Below are 18,042 nucleotides of genomic sequence, written 5' to 3' on the forward strand. Positions count from 1 at the left end.
AAATGCAGGAAGCAGTTAACAGAATGCCAGAAGCAGGAGAAAATATCCTCGAAGTTAATAATTTAAAAAAACACTTCCCTGTTAGGGGTGGACTACTAAAAAAGGTAGTTGGACACGTGAAAGCTGTGGACGGCGTTTCATTTAATATAAAAAGAGGGCAAACTTTGGGTTTGGTAGGAGAATCAGGTTGTGGTAAATCAACAACAGGTAGAACCATTCTAAGGTTATTAGAAAAAACTCAAGGGGAAGTATTCTATCAAGGTCAAGATGTTTATAATTTGAATAAACATGAAATGAAAAATTTGCGTCAAAAAATGCAGATAATTTTTCAAGACCCCTATAGTTCTTTAAATCCCAGGTTAAATGTGTCAGAAATTGTTGGTGAATCTTTAAAAGAACACGGAATTGCTCGAGGCAAAGAACTAAGAGATCGGGTAAAAGATGCTATTGAGAAGAGTGGCTTACAGGGTCACCATGTTCGTCGTTATCCCCACGAATTTAGTGGAGGTCAGAGACAACGGATTGGAATAGCTAGAGCCCTGGCATTAAATCCAGAATTTATAGTAGCTGATGAACCTGTGTCTGCCCTTGATGTTTCCATTCAATCCCAGATATTGAATTTGATGATGGATCTACAAGAAGAGATGGGACTAACTTATTTATTTATTGCTCACGATTTAGGTGTAGTAAAGCATATCAGTGATCGGATTGGTGTTATGTATCTAGGGAATTTAGTTGAACTGGCAGACAAGAAAGCGTTGTTTGACAATCCACATCATCCATATACAAGAGCGCTGCTATCAGCTATACCGCCTTCTCATCCTAGAAATAGAGGGGCTAGAGAACAAATAGTTCTAAAAGGGACTATACCCAGTCCTGCAAATCCACCTTCGGGTTGTAAATTTCATCCGCGCTGTCCAGAAGCAGAAGAGAGATGTTCCCAAGAAGTTCCGGAATTTAAAGAGGTTGCTCCAGATCACTATGTGGAGTGCCATTTATATTAAATTGTGGGGGGAATCCCATGTTTTTTGAAGATAGAGCTAGAGTAAAAAAAGATAAAAATGAGGATTTAGACAGCGAAACTCAACAAATAGTTCAAGATAATGTGGATGACATGGACTGGAAAGATGCCGTAGCTTTAACAGTGGCAGCAGCGAGTGTTCTCGCTCCGCGATTCCTTATAATTTTGTTTAGTTACTTATTCTTGATTATGCTCTTTTTTCTGATCTTTGTTTAACTTTGATTAATAAACTGTCATGTCAGTGACTGTTTTTTAAAAGCACATTCTAAAAAACACAGCTACTGCCAGTCAATTACTGGTAATAGCTGTGTTTTTATTTTATAATAAAAAATAGTTAACTTTCATAAAGGGGGATATTTCTGTGCAATCCTATACCCATTTAACAGATTTAGAATCGCTAAAGAAAGAAGCACTTATATGTAAAAATTGTCACTTAAGGGAAACTTGTAATGGGGTAGTATTTGGTGAAGGGGACGAACAAGCCGATATTATGTTAATAGGTGAAGGTCCCGGGGCAAAAGAGGATGAACTGCAACGCCCCTTTGTTGGACCGGCGGGAGAATTATTGACAAAAATGTTAGCAGCTATAAATTTTTCTAGAGATGATGTTTATATTACTAATATAGTCAAATGCCGACCACCTAATAATAGAACCCCGAATCAAGAAGAGATGGATACTTGTTTACCTATATTACGACAGCAGATCCGCTTAATTCAATCTAAAATTATAGTTATCTTGGGAGGAGCCGCATTAAAGGGGTTAATAGACAAAAATATGAAAATTACTAAAGCCCGAGGAAGTTGGTTAGAACGCAAAGGAATACATATCTTGCCTACATACCATCCAGCTTATTTACTGAGGAATCCAGCCAAAAAAAAGGAATCATGGGAAGATCTACAAAATTTAAAAGCAAAATATATGGAATTAACTAACAATGACATCGATTAACTTGTAATTTGGTATGCGAAAAAAACATCTTAACCACCTTGCTATAGACCTTTAATTAAAAAACGACCCTCCAAAAGGAGAGTCGTTAATGCTTAATAGGCAAATACATGGCTTCCAATTTGTTTAATTGTCGTTCTAGTGAAAATCCAGCTTGATGTAGCGGTGATGGGATTGTAAAAGAAGGTCGCTCCATCACTGGGATCCCAACCTTTGAGTGCATCTTCTACAGCATCGTAGGCAGTTTGATTTGGTGTTAGCCAGAATTGGCCATTATGAACAGGTGTAAATGCTAATGGTTCAAATATTACCCCTTCTACATTGTTTGGCCATCGATTATCGAGAACTCTGTTGATAACTACTGAGGCAACAGCTACTTGCCCTTCATAGGGTTCTCCCCTGGCTTCACTATAAACTATACGGGCGATTAAGTCTCGTTCATAACTAGATATATCTAGTCTGCGCCAACTAGATTCACTTTCAGTGTCCTGGCTCTCACTATTAGATCCCTCGGTTTCAGTTTCCTGAATCTCATTACTGGATTCCTTGGTTTCAGTTTCCTGACCTGATGGAATTGTTAAAGTTTGTCCAGGATAAATATAATTGTGCCATATGTTGTTTACACTTCTCAAATCTTCCAAGGATACATCATACCACTGGGAAATTCTCCAAAGAGTTTCCCCGGAAGATACTGTGTGGGTTTCAGAAGCTGCCTGAACTTGGCCACCTCCTAAGGATGTGAATAATAACCCACTGACTAACAGACAAACTACTAGCACTTTTGAAACTCGTAACAATCTGATCCCCCCTTTTGTTAACATAAAATTGTACTCCATCGATTATAACAGGGGGGGTACAAGCTTACAAATCAGTAAAATTTCCTGTATAGTAATCTAAACAGAATGTGATTAAAAAACATCTTCAAACTTATTTTGTTAACATAATATTAGATCTTGGGTTAATATGGTTTGGTTGCCAAGAATATAAAAAAGACCGCCATCCTTAGGCGGTCTCTCACATAAATAAAAATTAAACTTGTTCTCTGTCTCGAACCAACAATGAAATTGAATATAAACCTGCTAACCCGACAAGGCCATATATTATTCTACTTAGTGGAGCCAACTGACCTCCGAATAGGTTAGCAACTAAATCAAAACCGAAAAAGCCAATAAGCCCCCAATTAATGGCTCCAATAATCATCAGTATAAGAGCTACTCTATCCATTGTTTTCACTCCTTTAAGTATGTTTTAGTAAATTGACCTCACAAGTATTATTCCCAGGAAAATTTTATATATTACATAATAAATAGAATCAAAATGACTTAACTATCTATGAATTTTTTGATATCATTATATAGCAAACTAAGAAAGAGAAGGTTTCAACTAATATATTGATTGAGGGGAATAATTTTATGAGAAGTAACACTAATCAGCCTGGCATACAATCCGTAGAAGGTCATTCCAGCAATCAAGAACAATTAATGAGAAATAATTATTTTTTTTATCCTAAGAAATCTTTTGGATGGTTATCACTTTTATTGTTGACATTGTTATTTGCGTTTTTAAGTTGGGTTGCATTTCTGTCTTATCGAATTACAGGAGGACTAGGTGCATTAGTATCCATTGGAATTTTTATTATCCTTGCTATATGTGGCATTCTATTGTTAATATGGTTTTTCAATATGAAATATGAACTTTCGGGAGATAAATTAGTATTACATTTTGGCCCTTTTGCTTACCAAATTGATTTATATTTGGTCAATGAGGTGGAAATCAAAAGTTTGGTTCCTTCTCTAGGAATAGGTGTGATAGTTCCGGGTTTTGCCCAGTGGGTCAACTCATATCGCGGCGAAGGTAAAATTTTCATGTGTTCAACTAGGGCAATGAAAGATATAGTGTTGATTAGAACAAAAAGTGGAATCATTGGTATAAGCCCACAAAATGAAGCTGAATTTATTGAGGAAATCAATAAAAGGGTACAGTTTATTCGACTTCTCGAACCAGAATAAAGGGAGTTTGCTCATTACTTTGACCAGCCGGATTATCCTGTAAGATTTGTTTGATAGTGTCATCAGATAAATATACACCTTGAGATTTACCAAGTATTTCCACATTAATGTCATTGGCATCAACTATAATAGTTTTAATTCCAAGTTCATTTTGAATTACATTACAAATTTCAGTTGGATTTTCAGGCGTCAAGACTCCTTTATCGTCATAATAGTCAAAGGCCAGATCATTAAATCCATCTATTGCCCAAACTTCATTACCTACCACTTTATAAAATATTCCTTTGATACCTAAGGGCCGAGTAATTGCTGCTAATAAAGCACCTATTAAGATACGTAAAACTCCAGCTGATTCTATGGCTACTTGCATCTTATAAGGATTACCTACACCTTTACCGGCAGGAGTAACATGGACAAATTTTGACAGTATTTTAGCCAGTGTACCAACTCTGATATGGGACTTATAAACTAAACGATTTTGTGTAACGGAAATGACTTTTTCACTTACGGCTAAAATATCATTTTCCCGATGAATAGGCCCTACGTATTTATGAATAATATCTAAATAACTATCTTGGGTAGTTATAAAATGTGTTTTGATGGCTTTACGCATAAATTTTTGATTGTTAACTGTTACAGTTAGAGGTTTTCCAGCCATTGTTTTATTAGGATTATCTGCAGTCATTTTCGACAACTCCTCGACTTAATTCTCAATAGCTTATTATTCCCTGTTTGAACACAATATATCAGGATACAGGAAATAAGCACTAAAGTTTATTATGATTTAGGCCTGGCTGCTCATTTTGTCGAAAAATTAATAAATGAGAAGGAAAAATTAAAAAAACCTCGAAATATAAGTTGACTGTAGACGAATTTTGCAGATAAAAATACTTTGTAGGATATTAACGTGGTTCAGAAAGGGGTGATGAGGTCAGCATGGCAGTTTCATGTCAATCCCTAGGTAAAGTTTATTTAAGACCCCCAAAAATGGCCGACCTTGTTTATTATCAAAAGTGGTGGCAAGAACCTTTGTCAAATTATTTAGACTTAGGTAGGCAAAATAGTAAACCTTCCAGTAAAGCTGTTGCTGACTTCAAGAAACAGGTTAAAACACGTTATGTACCTGGTTGGTTTACCATTGTTATGTGGGATGATTTTTTTAAAGAAATTCCTGTAGGTTATATCAGGTATAGACAAGTTGAATGGAAAAAGCGGCGCACTGAAATAGCTATTAGACTAGGGCGCGATCATTGGGGCAAAGAAATAGGGCAAGTTGCTATTGGCGAGTTATTAGCTTATTTATTTTTCGAAAAAGGTCTAGAAGAAGCCTGGTTAAAAGTGGCATCTTTTAATCAAAGAGCTATTAGATTATATGAAAAATGTGGCTTTATAGAAACAGGGAAGATGATGGATTCGGAATATCCCGAGTTAACCTGGAAGATTATGAGCATTCATAAAACTAAATTTGCTAGATTGTCACCATAAATAGAAATTGAACTAATAACTAATACGATTTATACATTTATACACATAAAAGAAAGCAGGGTATATACCCTGCTTTCTTTTATCAATCAGTTATTTTAGATCCCGGATCCTTAGGGATTCCCATCTTGTTTTTAATTACCTCCCAGATTTCCTCTTTTTCAAATCCTCTTCTCCAAGAGGCAACACCTGCCAAGTTATATTCATGAACTAAATTTAACCTTTTTTTAATTGACTCTTCAGTTTCAAGCCAGGTCCTGTATCGTGTGTCGTTATCTTCATATTCAGCGTAATATTGCTTAGTATCGTCATCAAAGGTGATATCTGCATCATTGTTTTCTAATATGTTTTTGATCTGTTCCATACCATAGGCAGATGAAGACACTGAAATTGAGCCATCATCGTTCTTTTCTTCTTCCCATAATCTAGTATAAAAAGGGATACCTAAGATAAGTTGATCATTGGGAACCACCGATAAAATTTCTTCTAAATTCTCTTCTACCCAGGGAAGACTTGATACTGAACCTGCTACCGGGCTATCCCCCCAATGTTCATCATATGCCATAACCATAATATAGTCTACGGTCTTGCTAAAAGCATGTCTATCGTAACTTAAAGACCAATTTTCGCTTTGAGATATAAAGGTCACATCAATTGAAACCACTAACCCCTGTTCCCTTAAAAAAGGCGAAATTTCTCTGACAAACTGAGTATAGGCATCTCTATCATCGATATGAATATTTTCAAAGTCTAAGTTGATACCGTCTAAATTATATATATCAGAATAAAGCAAAATTTGTTCAATTGCATTCCTTCTTGCCTCAGGGTCTTCTAAAAACTCAGAAGTTAGATCTGGATCAAAGTTATTGGAGAACAACCCCCATACTTGCATATCATTATCATGGGCCCAATTTACGTAAGATTTATCTGCTTGGTTGACAATATTACCTTCCGGATCTTGCAAGTGAAACCAGGTGGGACTGATCACATTCACCCCTGGTAAATCAGGGAGATCATTGGGATTTGGATTTTCACTGATTACATGTTCCCAGGTCAAATTAATGGGTTCCCCGAAGGGACGGCTAGGGGGATCAACATCATCGTCTTCAATATGTTTTTCTCTAATTGAAAGTTCATCTAAAGTTATATCACTACTTTGAACATAACCTAAATAACCCTTTTCGGTCCGTATAAAAAACCAATCTCCACTTTGATGATATATGGTTATCTTAGATTGCTTGTCCAAACTTTCTATGATTCCAGTTCGAATACTTGGTTCTTCTCTAACCCTTGTTTCGTTTTCTTTGGCATATCCTTTAAGTACCTGTTTTTCTAAATTATCTATTAAGACTAAATTATCATCTTGATTATGTTGGACAGTGATAGGGTAGAGTTCTTCCAAAATATCCGAGGGAAGAAAAGGCTCACCTTGGATAAGTTTTGGAGAGAACTGTAATTCTCTTTCTTCATCATTCACTGCAGCAGTTAAATTATCTGTTTGCATTTGGAAAAATTTATTTTTGGTAGTTATTGTTATGTAGTCACCCTGATCATCGTAATATATGTAGGGGTCTAATGACTTCTCAATAAAACTTTTTGACAAATAAACTTCATCTTCTACTAAAGCAGTATTTTCAGTTCCTAAATCTTGGTCTTCGTAAATGAGTCGTGTTTGTTCTGAGTCCGGATAGGGTTCTACCTTTTGGCGACTAGGTGTGAGGTAGAGATAAGTAAGTAAACTAGCCAAGATTAAAATGAAAATAATCAATCCTAAAATTAAAGTTGGAATATTAAATTTTAAAACAGTCTTTTTTTGAACTTCCATTATTTTTGACTTCCTTTCTTTAATATTTGTCATAATTATAGCATAAAAAATGGTAACTTTGAGAACCTTAGAAACGAGTTACTTGATTAATTATTAAGAACATGAAAAGGGGGAACATATTTTGAGAGTTGAAGTTGATCAAGATCTATGTATAAGTTGTGGTCTCTGTGTAGATGAGTGTCCTGAGGTTTTTGAATGGAATGATGATGGAAAGGCTGAGGAAAAAGCAAAAGAAGTACCTGAAAATAGCCAAACAGAAGCTAAACAGGCGGTAGAAGGATGTCCTACCGATGCTATTAAAGAATTATAACTAACTTTAAAGTTATATCGTTTTGGATACCTTATAGAGAGGCTGTTCTCAATAGTTTTGGAACAGCCTCTCTTATATTGGTGAAATTGTATTTGGTGGGCTAGTATCATTGTTGCTTTATCATTCATATTCTAGTATTATTACAGGAGAATATCCCGGAAAAATAGAAGACTTTTCTTGCAAAATTGCTAGTAAGATGTTTAAATTGCTAGTTAGAAGTTTGAGGGGCGATTTTATGGGAAGCAACAAAATTAATAGTTCATCAACTCAAAAAGTTTCCTTGGTAACTATTACAGTTAACGGTGCTTTAGCAATTTTCAAAGCCATATTTGGCATTTTCTTTAATAGTGCTGCTTTGTTGGCCGATGCATTTCACTCCATCAGCGATATCCTATCTAGTGGAATAGTTTTTTTGGGTATAAAATTTGCCAATAAACCCGCGGACAACTCTCACCATTACGGTCATGGTAAACTTGAATCAGTGGCTTCTAAAGTAGTTGCTCTGGTGTTAATTGTAACAGCTTTGCTACTTGGACATAATGCCATCAATATGTTTTTTCAACCGGCTACTTTGCCTGGAACAGGGGCATTGATAGGAGCTTTTGTTTCAATAATAGTGAAAGAATTACTTTATCGTTACAATATTACAATGGGTGAACGCTATCAAAGTAGTGCTTTAAAGGCTGACGCATGGCACAATCGTTCTGATGCTATCACTTCAGTTGCAGCCTTGATCGGGGTTGCAGGGGCTCGTCTAGGTTTTCCCGCTTTAGACCCTTTAGGAGCTTTGATAGTATCTGTTTTAATACTTAAAGTAGGTATAGAAATATATTTAACATCAATTAAAGAATTAATTGATACAGCCCCTACAACACAAGTGATTTCGGAAATTGAAAGAATCGTAAATGAAACTGAGGGGATAGAAAATGTACATGATATAAAGGCTAGATATCATGGTACCGACGTATTTGTTGATATTAAAGTGTGTGTTGATAGAAATAAAACTGTGGCCCAGGGACACCATTATGCAGGAACTGCTAAACACAAGATTATCCATGAAATACCACAAATTAGAGATGTTTTAATTCATGTAAATCCTTGCAAAGATGATGTTCCTCAATGTAGTGACTGCCATGAAGCTATTTGCAGTGAGGCTAAGGAGAGAACATCTTGAAAATAAGGATGATGTGTTAAAGGATGATGTATTTATGGAGAAAAAAGAGGCTGAACAAATATTATCTAAGTTGAAAGCTAATTACCCTAGTGCGAGAACTGCCTTAAAGTTTAACTCACCTTTTGAGTTGTTAATTGCAACAATCTTATCGGCTCAGTGTACTGATATTAGGGTTAATGAAATTACTAAAGAACTATTTGAATTAGCTAATACTCCTCAAGATATTTTAAAACTTGGCCGCCCACGACTAATACAAATAATAAAAGGGGCTGGCTTATATAAAAACAAAAGTAAAAACATCCTGGAAACATGTGAAATTTTAGTAGATGAATATGAAGGAGAAGTTCCTGCTAAGAGAGAAGAATTGGAAAAACTACCGGGAGTAGGTAGAAAAACGGCTAATGTAGTTTTGGCTAATGCTTTTAACATTCCTGCCTTTGCGGTAGATACTCATGTTTTACGGGTGTCCAAAAGATTGGGATTGACTGATAAAGAGGACCCCCGCGGAGTGGAACAAGACCTTATGTCAGTATTTGATAGAGATGACTGGAATGTAGGACATCATTTATTAATATACCACGGACGAGCAGTATGTAAGGCCAGGAAGCCTCAATGTGAAAATTGCAGTATTATAGAACATTGTAAGTACTATCATGATAACTATCAATATCCAAACAGTACGGGGAGATAATATGAACAGCTTAAGCAAACTGCGACAAATGGCTTTAAATAATGGCTTTGTTTCTACTGGAGTCATTTCTCCTGATGAGTATAAAGAAGGGAAATCAAGACAGGAGCAAGCTCAAGCTCGAGGGCATCTGATGCCATTTATCAATAAATCACAAAATTTAGCTACTAGAGTAAATCCTTCTAAATACGCAAATTGGGTAAAAACTGTCATTTTAGTCCTATATCCTTACGGCGGGTCTAATGGGAATCATCCCCCAAAGCCAGATGATGGCGTGTTACGAGGTAGATTTTCGAAAATTTCCTGGGGAAGAGACTATCACTTAGTAGTTAAGAAAGCTTTGCAAGATTTAGCTAGTGATTTGGTAAATGAGGATATCATCTCGGAGACTTATGAAACATTTATTGACACCAGCCCTTTTGCTGAGCGAGAACTTGCCTTTAGAGCTGGATTAGGTTACCCAGGCAGACATGGTTGTTTAATTAATCCAACTTATGGCTCCTTTGTGGTAATTGGTGGAATTTTAACTGATACAATGTTACCTACTAATGAACAACCTGTCGATGAGATTTTTTCTACTTGTAAATCTTGTGATGAATGTATTACAGTATGTCCTGGGAAAGCCCTGGAAGACTCTAATCATGAGAGTAAAATACAACTAGAAAATTGCGCAGCTTACCTAACAGTGGTCAAAGGAATAATTCCTCGCAAGAAACGTCCTATTATTAAAGATTATTTATATGGCTGTGATGAGTGTCAGAATGTTTGCCCTGAAAATTCAAGTAATAATTTTGGTTCCACTAATAATGATTGCGTAAAAACCTTTTCTTTGCCAAAATGGGATGAACAACACCTGACAATAGAAGATCTGTATCCTCAAATAACTAAAATTTTAAATTTAAGCAATCAAACATTTAGAAAAAAGTATAAGGATAATGCAGTCTTTTGGCGCGGCAAACAAGTTCTTAAGAGAAATGCTGTTATTGCTTTGGGAAATTTAAAAGATCCCAAGGGATTACCACTTATACTAGAAACATTAGCTAATCCAAGTCCTATTATCAGGGCGCATGTACCCTGGTCTCTGGAACAAATTAGTACCCAATTGCCTATTCATAAAAAGAGTTGGATATATCACAAATTGGAGCAGCAATATTTGAAAGAATCAGACCCGCTAGTAATTGATGAACTGAAGTCTTCACTGTTAAATTTGTCGAAATAAGTCTTTTATTAAAATATAGCTTATGATAAAATACTTTATTGTGATGAGTTTGTTATATTTTTTATCTAAATCGAGAAATCTTTAACAAGGGAGGGTAAGTGATGGCTAATCAAACTTTTCCAGGTGGCATTTCTCCTGGTCATTTTAAAGATACTAAGGACAAGCCTATAGAATCCTTGGAACTTCCCAAAAAAGTTTATATACCTATGGAGCAGCATATTGGTGCCCCCTGCACTCCAACTGTGGAAGTTGGGGATTATGTAAAAACAGGTCAAAAGATTGGAGAAAGTGATAAATTTGTATCAGCTCCAGTCCATGCCAGCATATCTGGTGAAGTTGTGGACATTGTTCAGTATAATCATCCTTTAGGTAACACATCTCAAACTGTAGTAATTGAATCTGATGGGCAGGATGAACCGGATTATCAGGATGAAGAACAAACAGTTAATTTGGATAGCTTCTCAGCTGAAGAAATTAAAAATGTAGTCAAAGAAGCCGGAATCGTCGGCTTAGGAGGTGCTACATTTCCAACTCATGTTAAAATTTCTCCTCCTGAGGACAAGCCTATTGATACGGTGTTGATTAATGGTGCTGAATGTGAACCTTTTTTAACATCAGACCACAGGCTCATGGTTGAGCAAGCAGAAAAAATTATATTTGGGTTGCGGGCTATTATGAAAGCCGTCAACTGTGACAGAGGCATAATTGCCATTGAAGATAATAAACCTGATGCTGTTGAGGCTATGAATTCCTTGGTAACTGATGATGACTCTTTAGAAGTGATGACTTTTGAAACTAAATATCCTCAGGGAGCGGAAAAACAGCTGATCAAAGCAGCCTTAGATAGAGAGGTTCCCTCAGGCGGACTCCCCATGGATGTAGGTTGTGTTGTAAATAATACCGGCACTGCTTTAGCTGTGGCTGATGCTTTAAGGACTAATAAACCAATTTTGGAGAGAGTTGTAACTATTTCTGGTCCTGGAATCGAACAATCGGGTAACTTTATGGTTAGACTTGGAACCCTGGCTTCAGATTTGATTGAACAGCTAGGTGGAATGGGGGATCAAACGAGAAAAATCATTATGGGTGGCCCTATGATGGGAATTAGTCAGCCAAATGCTGATTTTCCAGTGATTAAAGGAACATCCGGTGTCTTACTTCTAACTGATCAAGAGGTACAGATTTTTGAAGAAAGACCATGTATAAACTGTGGCCGTTGTGTTGACAGTTGTCCGATTTCTTTATTGCCCAATTTACTAGGGACTTTTATGGAGCATGAACGCCCAGACAAAGCAGAGGATTTTAATGCTCTCGACTGTATTGAATGTGGTTGTTGTACCTATATCTGCCCTGCTCGACGTCCCCTAGTACATTATATCAGGGTGGCTAAAGGCGAAATAATGGCAAAACGGCAAAACAAGTAAATTCTAATTAAGAAGAGATTGGAGGGTAGTTAGAATGGCGAATAAATTAGTAGTATCTTCTTCACCACACTTGCGAACACCTGAATCAGTAGACAGTATAATGAGAGATGTTTTGATTGCTCTGATTCCACCATTAATAGTCAGTGCCTGGTTATTTAGTTTATATTCAATTTGGATGGTAGTTGTGGCTACGGTGGTTTGCATGGTGAGCGAAGCAGTTATGGTTCATAAATCTGTAAGTCTTTCTAAAATTAAAGGCGATTGGAGTGCCGCCGTAACAGGGGTTATTTATGGATTGAGCTTGCCGCCTGGAACTCCGTGGTGGGTAGTAGCCATTGGAGCGTTTATAGCTATCTCTGTAGGAAAACATGTATTTGGTGGATTAGGCTACAATATTTTCAATCCAGCACTTGTAGGGCGAGCTTTTGTTGTGCTAGCATGGCCCAGTTACTTAACACATTGGACAGAGCCATTCCAAGCCGTTGATTTTGATTCAGCAACAGCGGCTACTCCACTAGTAGTGGATTCCGATGCGGTATCCTTGTCTGATTTGTTTGTAGGAACCACTGGGGGTTCTATTGGTGAGACATCAATATTAGCAATTTTACTAGGTGCTGTATTCCTGCTGGTAAAAGGTCATATTGATATTAGAATACCGGCAGCATATATGGGTGCTGTAGCTGTAATGGCCTTAGTAACTGGCCAGGATATTATGTATCATTTATTTAGCGGCAGTGCTTTTTTTGCTGCGGTTTATATGGCTACTTGTATGGTAACCTCACCTTATACTAAGACTGGTAAATTGATATTTGGTTTCGGTTGTGGCCTCTTCACAGCATTGTTCAGGATGTTCGGATCTGCACCTGAAGGAGTGACATATGCAATCTTGCTGATGAATGCCCTAGTGCCATTTATTAACAAGTATACCAGGCCCAAAATTTATGGGGAGGTGTCCAACTAAATGAAACTTAATGATCTGTTAAAATTAGGTGGAGTTTTAATGGTGGTTGCTGCGCTCTCAGCCACCTTGCTAGGTTTTTCCAATTCTTATACTGATCCCATCATCCAGGAAAGGCGAATGGAGCAACTGGAAAACTCCATGTTTGAATTCTTTCCTGAAGCAGAAGAATTTATCATCGACGAGATTGATGAACAAGAATATTATGTAGTGAAAACAGAGGGTGAAGTGAGCGGAGTAGCTACTGTAGTTGATCCAGGAGGATACGGAGGAAGAATTGAAATGATGGTTGCTGCCGATGCAGAAGGTACCGTTAGTGGTGTTGATATATTATCTCATGCTGAAACACCTGGACTTGGTAGTGAAATAGAGGAACCCGAGTGGTTACAACAATTTATCGGTTTATCTGCCTCACAAGATATCATGGGAGAGGAAAAAGTAGATATAATCTCAGGTGCTACAGTGAGCAGTGAAGCTGTAATAGAAGGTGTCGAATTGGCCCTTGACAATATAGTTGAAGATTATTTAGGAAACTAATGAAAACTGACTAAATGCAGGAAACGGGGGTGACTTTATTGAAATTTAGTGAAGCTTTTACGCAAGGTTTACTAAAAGAAAATGGTTTGTATAGGCAACTTTTAGGACTGTGCCCAGCCTTGGCTGTTACACAAACTGCTATGAATAGCTTGGGTTTAGGTGCCGCTACAATGGCTGTTTTGCTTGCTGCCAATATAGTGATTTCTTTAGTTAAAAATCTTATTCCCAAAAAAATAAGAATTCCTTCATATATAGTCATTATAGCAACCTTTGTTACTATAGTAGACATGTTCTTAGAAGCTTTCACACCGGATCTTCACGCTGCTTTGGGAATATTTATTCCATTAATTGTCACCAACTGCTTAATCTTGGGACGAGCTGAGGCCTTTGCCTCCAAAGAAAAAGTAACTTCAGCCATTGGAGACGCTTTGGGTATGGGTATTGGCTTTACCTTGGGGTTACTGTCCCTAGGAGTAGTTAGAGAGCTATTCGGTAAAGGTAGCTTGTTTGGTTGGCCTGTACTCCATGAACTATTCGGGGCTTTTGGATTAGAATTTCAGCCAGCCTTGATTTTCATCCAACCAGCTGGTGCATTCTTTGCCCTAGGTATCCTTCTAGCCCTAATGAATATAGTCTACAAGCGTTTGCAGTATGATTAATAAGAAACGGCTGCTATTACTTAAAGTACCTTGTAAGTCGATATAGTAATACAGGGAGAGTAAGTGATTACTGAGTTGGTAGTAACTAGAGTGGAAAGGGGGCTTAATAATGGAAGAATTATTGGCGATATTTATTGGCGCCATTTTTGTCAATAATATAGTATTGATTCAGTTTTTGGGAATATGTCCTTTTTTAGGAGTTTCCAAAAAAGTAGAAACAGCAGTGGGAATGGGCTTAGCCGTAACTTTTATTATGACCTTGGCTTCAATTATTACCTGGTTAATCCATGAAATGATTTTGGTGCCCTTTGAAGCTGAGTATCTAGAATATGTTGCATATATTCTAGTAATTGCTTCCCTAGTACAGTTTATTGAGATGTTACTTGAAAAGGTAAGTCCTAATTTATATAAAGCACTTGGGATCTATTTGCCTTTAATAACTACCAACTGTGCTATTTTAGGCCTAGCTTTGCAAAACATTTTAGAAGGTTACAACTTACTAGAATCTACAATTCATGGCGTTGGAGCTGGCATAGGCTTTACTGTAGCCCTGGTAGTTATGGCAGGTATTAGAGAACAGTTGGAATTCGCTAAAATGCCCAATTTATTTCAAGGTGCTTCAGTGGCATTTATTATAGCAGGAATTCTTTCCATTGCTTTTACTGGTTTTCTTGGTGTAATATAATGAATAGAGGTAGAGGTTGAACTTGGGAGGTGAAATAATTGTATGCAGCAGTACTGAGTCTAGGAGGATTAGGGCTGTTTTTTGGCCTGGTGCTAGCTTATGCTTCCCAAAAATTCGCAGTAGAGGTAGATCCAAAAGTGGAAGCCATTGATGAGAGCTTACCTGGCGCTAATTGTGGGGCTTGTGGTTATCCCGGTTGCGGCGCTTTTGCAGAAGCTGTAGCTAATGGAGAAGCTCCTATTGACGGGTGTACTCCAGGCGGAGAAAATACAGCCCAGACTATTGCGGACATTTTAGGAGTTAGCCATGAGGAATCTGAGGAAAGATATGTAGCCGAAGTGGCATGCCTTGGTGGAAGTGAACATTGTAAGGAACAATTTGATTACGATGGTGTTCAGGACTGCAGAGCAGCTATGATGTATGCTAACGGATTTAAAGCTTGCGATTATGGTTGCTTAGGTTTAGGTACTTGTGAACACATCTGTCCTTTTGATGCCATTGAAATGCAAGATAATGGGATACCTCATATTGATCCAGAAAAATGTACAGGATGTAATAAGTGTGCTAATACTTGCCCCAAAGATGTCATTAAAATGATTAATGCAAATACTAAACACCATGTTAGATGTAATTCATGTGACAAGGGGAAAACAGTTAGACAGGTTTGTGAAGTTGGTTGTATCGGATGTGGTGTTTGTGCCAAGGTTTGTCCTGTTGATGCTATTACTATTGAAAATAACCTGGCCTATATAGACAGCCACGAATGCGTTAACTGTGGAAAATGTAAGGAAAAATGCCCTAGAGATTGTATAACTAGTGATCTAGAATATACTACAAAGGCATAATATTAAGTACAAGGGACAGTGCGATTGGGGTTACCCCTTTCGCACTGCTTTTGTTATTGGGAGGTGTTAAATTCATGGTTGATGAATTTACCCATTTAGATAATCAAGGAAAGGCTAGAATGGTAGAAATTAATCAAAAACCTGATACAAGTCGTAGGGCAGTTGCTCGTGGATCTATCTACATGAAAGCTAATACACTACAAAAAGTTAAAACTAACGAAATGGAAAAAGGTGATGTACTAGGAGTGGCTCGTGTGGCAGCTATAATGGGGACTAAAAGAACGGGAGATCTTATTCCCATGTGCCATCCTTTGATGTTAACTGGAATTGAAGTAAACTTTAATTTTGATGAAGAAAATTGTAAAATAGATATTGAAGTGATTGTTAAAACTACAGGGAAAACTGGAGTCGAAATGGAAGCTTTGACAGGGGTTAGTTTGGCTGCTTTAACCATTTATGATATGTGCAAATCTATTGATAAAACTATGAAGATAGAGCATATACGATTGGCCAAAAAATCTGGTGGTCAAAGTGGTGAAATAGAAAATGAGTAAAAATCCCCTGTTGTGTTTTTTTGGACAAAGGAGTAAACTATTAGTGACAATAATATAATTCAAAGGGGTTTTCCTTTATGAAGGGACGAGATTATACTTATCTGGGTACTGCTTGCTTACTGTTAGTGTTTTGGTTAATTATGGTCAGTGAGCTCAGTTCCTTTGGGATAGTAGTAGGCTCTATTGCCAGTATTGGAATTGTGTACTTATTCAGTGAACATCTGTTGACTGTGGAATATCGCTTCCCTTTAATATTTCGGAATATTGGCAGATTGATAATATATATTGGTAGTTTAATCTATGAAATAATAATTGCCAATATTCAGGTAGCCAAAATTGTATTATCAATCAATATGGACTTATCGCCGACCTTTGTAAGATTCAAAGGTAAGCTAAATACCGATACTTCTAAAGCCATATTAGGTAATTCCATCACTCTGACTCCTGGTACTTTAACCGTAGAGATAGAAGAGGACGAGTTTATAATTCACGGATTGACAAAATCCCATGTTCAAGGATTGTTGGATTGGTATATGATAGATTACCTGGTAAAGATGGAGGAGGAAGGTAAACATGGTAGGTAACTTTTTTATGTATACGGCAATAGCCCTAGCCATTTTAATCATGGTGAGTTTGTACAGGGCTTATGTAGGACCAGCCTGCTTTGATCGTGTTGTGGCTATAAATATAATTAGTACCAAAGTTGTGACTATCATTGCCCTGGTATCTTATATTTATCAACAAGAGTTCTTCTTAGATGTAGCACTAGTTTATGCACTGATCAGTTATGTGACGGTAGTTGGAATTGCCAAGTATGTAGAACACGGTAGCTGCTGATGGAGGGGTAAAAATGTTAGATATATTGATAATTTTATTGTTAATCAGTGGAACATTCTTTTTCTTTATCGGAGTAGTGGGTTTGATTCGATTGCCGGATGTTTATACCAGAATGCATGCCACTACAAAATGTGATACTTTGGGTGCTGGTTTGCTTTTGTTAGCCTTAATTTTGGCACAACCATTAACTATTGCCACTCTTAAGACCGTTTTTATAATAGTTTTTATCTGGATAACTCATCCCACGGCGGCCCATATTATTGCTCGAGCTTCTTACCACACTAGAATGCCCCAGTATCCCGATACTCAATATATAGATATGACAGAAGAGGAGGGCAATTCATGATACATCATGTGCTGAATATTTTACTGCTATCATTTTTAGTTGTTTGTGCCCTTGCTGTAGAACGGACTAAGGATTTATTGAGTGCTGTGATAATTTTTAGTGCCTACAGCCTGGTAATGGCTGTAACCTGGGAACAACTTCATGCCCCTGATGTAGCAATTACCGAAGCTGCCATTGGTGCAGGAGTAACTTCTCTGGTTTTCGTTGTCACTATCAGCAGAACGAGGAGGTATGAAGATTGATTAAGCAACTCTTTACAATCGGGTTACTCTTAATGATAGGATATTCTATGCTGTTAGTGGTTGCTGAACTACCCGAATTTGGTGTAGAAGATAATCCGGCTTTCAATGAAGTGTCCGAAAGGTATTTAGAACAGGGTCCTGAAGAAACGGAAAATAGTAATATTGTTTCGGCAGTACTGGTAGAATACCGGGCTTTTGATACCTTCGGTGAAATCACAGTATTATACACGGCTATTACCGGAGTACTGCTGGTAATGGAAGGCAATAAGAAGGAGTGATAC

At 37.3% G+C, this 18,042-nt stretch carries 25 protein-coding genes; 21 read left to right on the top strand and 4 right to left on the bottom strand.

All coding sequences use genetic code 11. The features are described from left to right. Positions 1-2 precede the first annotated feature (2 nt). The 3 genes from NTHER_RS02555 to NTHER_RS02565 all read left to right on the top strand — a co-directional run bounded on the left by NTHER_RS02555 (position 3) and on the right by NTHER_RS02565 (position 1,970). Positions 3-1,004 carry an ABC transporter ATP-binding protein gene (locus NTHER_RS02555; RefSeq protein ID WP_012446964.1) on the top strand — a complete coding sequence of 334 codons (1,002 nt, stop codon included), beginning with the start codon at positions 3-5 and terminating at the stop codon, positions 1,002-1,004. 17 nt (positions 1,005-1,021) lie between these two features. Further along, on the top strand, positions 1,022-1,237 hold the full coding sequence (locus tag NTHER_RS02560) for a hypothetical protein (RefSeq protein ID WP_012446965.1): 216 nt from the start codon (positions 1,022-1,024) through the stop codon (positions 1,235-1,237). Positions 1,238-1,382: 145 nt separating this feature from the next. After that, complete coding sequence (locus tag NTHER_RS02565) at positions 1,383-1,970, top strand: uracil-DNA glycosylase (RefSeq protein ID WP_012446966.1); 588 nt, start codon at positions 1,383-1,385, stop codon at positions 1,968-1,970. A 92-nt stretch (positions 1,971-2,062) separates the two neighbouring features. Here the strand turns inward: NTHER_RS02565 and NTHER_RS02570 are convergent, their stop codons facing one another. Beyond that, positions 2,063-2,764 (bottom strand): cell wall hydrolase, encoded by a 702-nt coding sequence (locus NTHER_RS02570; protein ID WP_052291932.1) that lies wholly within the window; start codon positions 2,762-2,764, stop codon positions 2,063-2,065. Positions 2,765-2,996: 232 nt separating this feature from the next. Then, entirely contained in the window at positions 2,997-3,191 is a 195-nt protein-coding gene (locus NTHER_RS02575; RefSeq protein WP_012446968.1) for a DUF378 domain-containing protein, read from the bottom strand. A 188-nt stretch (positions 3,192-3,379) separates the two neighbouring features. Between NTHER_RS02575 and NTHER_RS02580 the strand changes: the two genes are divergently transcribed. Continuing rightward, on the top strand, positions 3,380-3,976 hold the full coding sequence (locus NTHER_RS02580; protein WP_012446969.1) for a PH domain-containing protein: 597 nt from the start codon (positions 3,380-3,382) through the stop codon (positions 3,974-3,976). Here the strand turns inward: NTHER_RS02580 and NTHER_RS02585 are convergent. Then, positions 3,951-4,661: a coenzyme F420-0:L-glutamate ligase gene (locus NTHER_RS02585; protein ID WP_012446970.1), complete on the bottom strand. Its 711-nt coding sequence runs from the start codon at positions 4,659-4,661 to the stop codon at positions 3,951-3,953. The genes NTHER_RS02580 and NTHER_RS02585 overlap by 26 nt on opposite strands. Before the next feature lie 251 nt (positions 4,662-4,912). Here NTHER_RS02585 and NTHER_RS14990 point away from each other — a divergent pair, with 251 nt between their 5' ends. After that, the gene (locus tag NTHER_RS14990) at positions 4,913-5,461 is read left to right on the top strand and encodes a GNAT family N-acetyltransferase (protein WP_012446971.1); all 549 of its coding nucleotides are present in this window, start codon (positions 4,913-4,915) and stop codon (positions 5,459-5,461) included. 82 nt (positions 5,462-5,543) lie between these two features. Here NTHER_RS14990 and NTHER_RS02595 read toward each other — a convergent pair whose 3' ends face one another. Further along, positions 5,544-7,283 (bottom strand): glycosyl hydrolase family 18 protein, encoded by a 1,740-nt coding sequence (locus tag NTHER_RS02595; protein WP_012446972.1) that lies wholly within the window; start codon positions 7,281-7,283, stop codon positions 5,544-5,546. A 121-nt stretch (positions 7,284-7,404) separates the two neighbouring features. Here NTHER_RS02595 and NTHER_RS02600 point away from each other — a divergent pair, with 121 nt between their 5' ends. The 16 genes from NTHER_RS02600 (at position 7,405) to mbhE (ending at position 18,039) form a co-directional block, all read left to right on the top strand. Continuing rightward, the gene (locus NTHER_RS02600; RefSeq protein ID WP_012446973.1) at positions 7,405-7,593 is read left to right on the top strand and encodes a ferredoxin; all 189 of its coding nucleotides are present in this window, start codon (positions 7,405-7,407) and stop codon (positions 7,591-7,593) included. A 109-nt stretch (positions 7,594-7,702) separates the two neighbouring features. Next, positions 7,703-8,767 carry a cation diffusion facilitator family transporter gene (locus NTHER_RS02605; RefSeq protein WP_012446974.1) on the top strand — a complete coding sequence of 355 codons (1,065 nt, stop codon included), beginning with the start codon at positions 7,703-7,705 and terminating at the stop codon, positions 8,765-8,767. Positions 8,768-8,801: 34 nt separating this feature from the next. Continuing rightward, on the top strand, positions 8,802-9,458 hold the full coding sequence (nth, locus tag NTHER_RS02610) for an endonuclease III (protein ID WP_012446975.1): 657 nt from the start codon (positions 8,802-8,804) through the stop codon (positions 9,456-9,458). A gap of 1 nt (position 9,459) precedes the next feature. Then, on the top strand, positions 9,460-10,674 hold the full coding sequence (gene queG, locus NTHER_RS02615) for a tRNA epoxyqueuosine(34) reductase QueG (RefSeq protein WP_012446976.1): 1,215 nt from the start codon (positions 9,460-9,462) through the stop codon (positions 10,672-10,674). Positions 10,675-10,775: 101 nt separating this feature from the next. Further along, positions 10,776-12,098: an electron transport complex subunit RsxC gene (gene rsxC, locus NTHER_RS02620; protein ID WP_012446977.1), complete on the top strand. Its 1,323-nt coding sequence runs from the start codon at positions 10,776-10,778 to the stop codon at positions 12,096-12,098. Between the two features lie 34 nt (positions 12,099-12,132). Next, positions 12,133-13,059 carry an RnfABCDGE type electron transport complex subunit D gene (locus NTHER_RS02625; RefSeq protein ID WP_012446978.1) on the top strand — a complete coding sequence of 309 codons (927 nt, stop codon included), beginning with the start codon at positions 12,133-12,135 and terminating at the stop codon, positions 13,057-13,059. Beyond that, complete coding sequence (locus tag NTHER_RS02630; protein WP_012446979.1) at positions 13,060-13,593, top strand: RnfABCDGE type electron transport complex subunit G; 534 nt, start codon at positions 13,060-13,062, stop codon at positions 13,591-13,593. It begins immediately after the preceding gene. A gap of 38 nt (positions 13,594-13,631) precedes the next feature. Continuing rightward, positions 13,632-14,252, top strand: coding sequence for an electron transport complex subunit RsxE (gene rsxE / locus NTHER_RS02635; protein ID WP_012446980.1), 621 nt, complete (start codon positions 13,632-13,634; stop codon positions 14,250-14,252). Between the two features lie 109 nt (positions 14,253-14,361). Beyond that, positions 14,362-14,937, top strand: a complete 576-nt coding sequence (gene rsxA / locus NTHER_RS02640) for an electron transport complex subunit RsxA (RefSeq protein ID WP_012446981.1) — start codon at positions 14,362-14,364, stop codon at positions 14,935-14,937. A gap of 38 nt (positions 14,938-14,975) precedes the next feature. Next, positions 14,976-15,782 carry an RnfABCDGE type electron transport complex subunit B gene (gene rnfB, locus NTHER_RS02645; protein WP_012446982.1) on the top strand — a complete coding sequence of 269 codons (807 nt, stop codon included), beginning with the start codon at positions 14,976-14,978 and terminating at the stop codon, positions 15,780-15,782. Positions 15,783-15,856: 74 nt separating this feature from the next. After that, positions 15,857-16,336 carry a cyclic pyranopterin monophosphate synthase MoaC gene (moaC, locus tag NTHER_RS02650; protein WP_012446983.1) on the top strand — a complete coding sequence of 160 codons (480 nt, stop codon included), beginning with the start codon at positions 15,857-15,859 and terminating at the stop codon, positions 16,334-16,336. Positions 16,337-16,413: 77 nt separating this feature from the next. Next, on the top strand, positions 16,414-16,920 hold the full coding sequence (locus tag NTHER_RS02655; protein ID WP_012446984.1) for a Na+/H+ antiporter subunit E: 507 nt from the start codon (positions 16,414-16,416) through the stop codon (positions 16,918-16,920). After that, a complete protein-coding gene (locus NTHER_RS02660) occupies positions 16,910-17,173 on the top strand; it encodes an MrpF/PhaF family protein (protein ID WP_012446985.1) in 264 nt (87 codons plus the stop codon). Before NTHER_RS02655 ends, NTHER_RS02660 begins: the two co-directional genes overlap by 11 nt. 13 nt (positions 17,174-17,186) lie before the next feature. Continuing rightward, positions 17,187-17,519, top strand: coding sequence for a monovalent cation/H(+) antiporter subunit G (mnhG, locus tag NTHER_RS02665; protein WP_012446986.1), 333 nt, complete (start codon positions 17,187-17,189; stop codon positions 17,517-17,519). Beyond that, positions 17,516-17,761, top strand: coding sequence for a Na(+)/H(+) antiporter subunit B (locus NTHER_RS02670; protein WP_012446987.1), 246 nt, complete (start codon positions 17,516-17,518; stop codon positions 17,759-17,761). The genes mnhG and NTHER_RS02670 overlap by 4 nt, the downstream gene beginning before the upstream one ends. Beyond that, positions 17,758-18,039: a hydrogen gas-evolving membrane-bound hydrogenase subunit E gene (gene mbhE, locus NTHER_RS14995; protein ID WP_012446988.1), complete on the top strand. Its 282-nt coding sequence runs from the start codon at positions 17,758-17,760 to the stop codon at positions 18,037-18,039. The genes NTHER_RS02670 and mbhE overlap by 4 nt, the downstream gene beginning before the upstream one ends. The last annotated feature ends 3 nt before the right edge of the window (positions 18,040-18,042 follow it).

Origin of the sequence: Natranaerobius thermophilus JW/NM-WN-LF, assembly GCF_000020005.1 — a bacterium.
Lineage (GTDB): Bacteria > Bacillota > Natranaerobiia > Natranaerobiales > Natranaerobiaceae > Natranaerobius > Natranaerobius thermophilus.

Excerpts from the sequence above, each read along its gene's own strand:
- NTHER_RS02630 (WP_012446979.1), top strand. The coding sequence starts at position 13,060 with ATGAAACTTAATGATCTGTTAAAATTAGGTGGAGTTTTAATGGTGGTT.
- moaC (WP_012446983.1), top strand. The coding sequence starts at position 15,857 with ATGGTTGATGAATTTACCCATTTAGATAATCAAGGAAAGGCTAGAATG.
- NTHER_RS02660 (WP_012446985.1), top strand. The coding sequence starts at position 16,910 with ATGGTAGGTAACTTTTTTATGTATACGGCAATAGCCCTAGCCATTTTA.
- NTHER_RS02670 (WP_012446987.1), top strand. The coding sequence starts at position 17,516 with ATGATACATCATGTGCTGAATATTTTACTGCTATCATTTTTAGTTGTT.
- queG (WP_012446976.1), top strand. The coding sequence starts at position 9,460 with ATGAACAGCTTAAGCAAACTGCGACAAATGGCTTTAAATAATGGCTTT.
- NTHER_RS02560 (WP_012446965.1), top strand. The coding sequence starts at position 1,022 with ATGTTTTTTGAAGATAGAGCTAGAGTAAAAAAAGATAAAAATGAGGAT.
- NTHER_RS02575 (WP_012446968.1), bottom strand. The coding sequence starts at position 3,191 with ATGGATAGAGTAGCTCTTATACTGATGATTATTGGAGCCATTAATTGG.
- NTHER_RS02625 (WP_012446978.1), top strand. The coding sequence starts at position 12,133 with ATGGCGAATAAATTAGTAGTATCTTCTTCACCACACTTGCGAACACCT.
- NTHER_RS14990 (WP_012446971.1), top strand. The coding sequence starts at position 4,913 with ATGGCAGTTTCATGTCAATCCCTAGGTAAAGTTTATTTAAGACCCCCA.
- nth (WP_012446975.1), top strand. The coding sequence starts at position 8,802 with ATGGAGAAAAAAGAGGCTGAACAAATATTATCTAAGTTGAAAGCTAAT.
- rsxC (WP_012446977.1), top strand. The coding sequence starts at position 10,776 with ATGGCTAATCAAACTTTTCCAGGTGGCATTTCTCCTGGTCATTTTAAA.
- NTHER_RS02585 (WP_012446970.1), bottom strand. The coding sequence starts at position 4,661 with ATGACTGCAGATAATCCTAATAAAACAATGGCTGGAAAACCTCTAACT.
- NTHER_RS02580 (WP_012446969.1), top strand. The coding sequence starts at position 3,380 with ATGAGAAGTAACACTAATCAGCCTGGCATACAATCCGTAGAAGGTCAT.
- NTHER_RS02655 (WP_012446984.1), top strand. The coding sequence starts at position 16,414 with ATGAAGGGACGAGATTATACTTATCTGGGTACTGCTTGCTTACTGTTA.
- rsxA (WP_012446981.1), top strand. The coding sequence starts at position 14,362 with ATGGAAGAATTATTGGCGATATTTATTGGCGCCATTTTTGTCAATAAT.
- mnhG (WP_012446986.1), top strand. The coding sequence starts at position 17,187 with ATGTTAGATATATTGATAATTTTATTGTTAATCAGTGGAACATTCTTT.
- NTHER_RS02595 (WP_012446972.1), bottom strand. The coding sequence starts at position 7,283 with ATGGAAGTTCAAAAAAAGACTGTTTTAAAATTTAATATTCCAACTTTA.
- NTHER_RS02555 (WP_012446964.1), top strand. The coding sequence starts at position 3 with ATGCAGGAAGCAGTTAACAGAATGCCAGAAGCAGGAGAAAATATCCTC.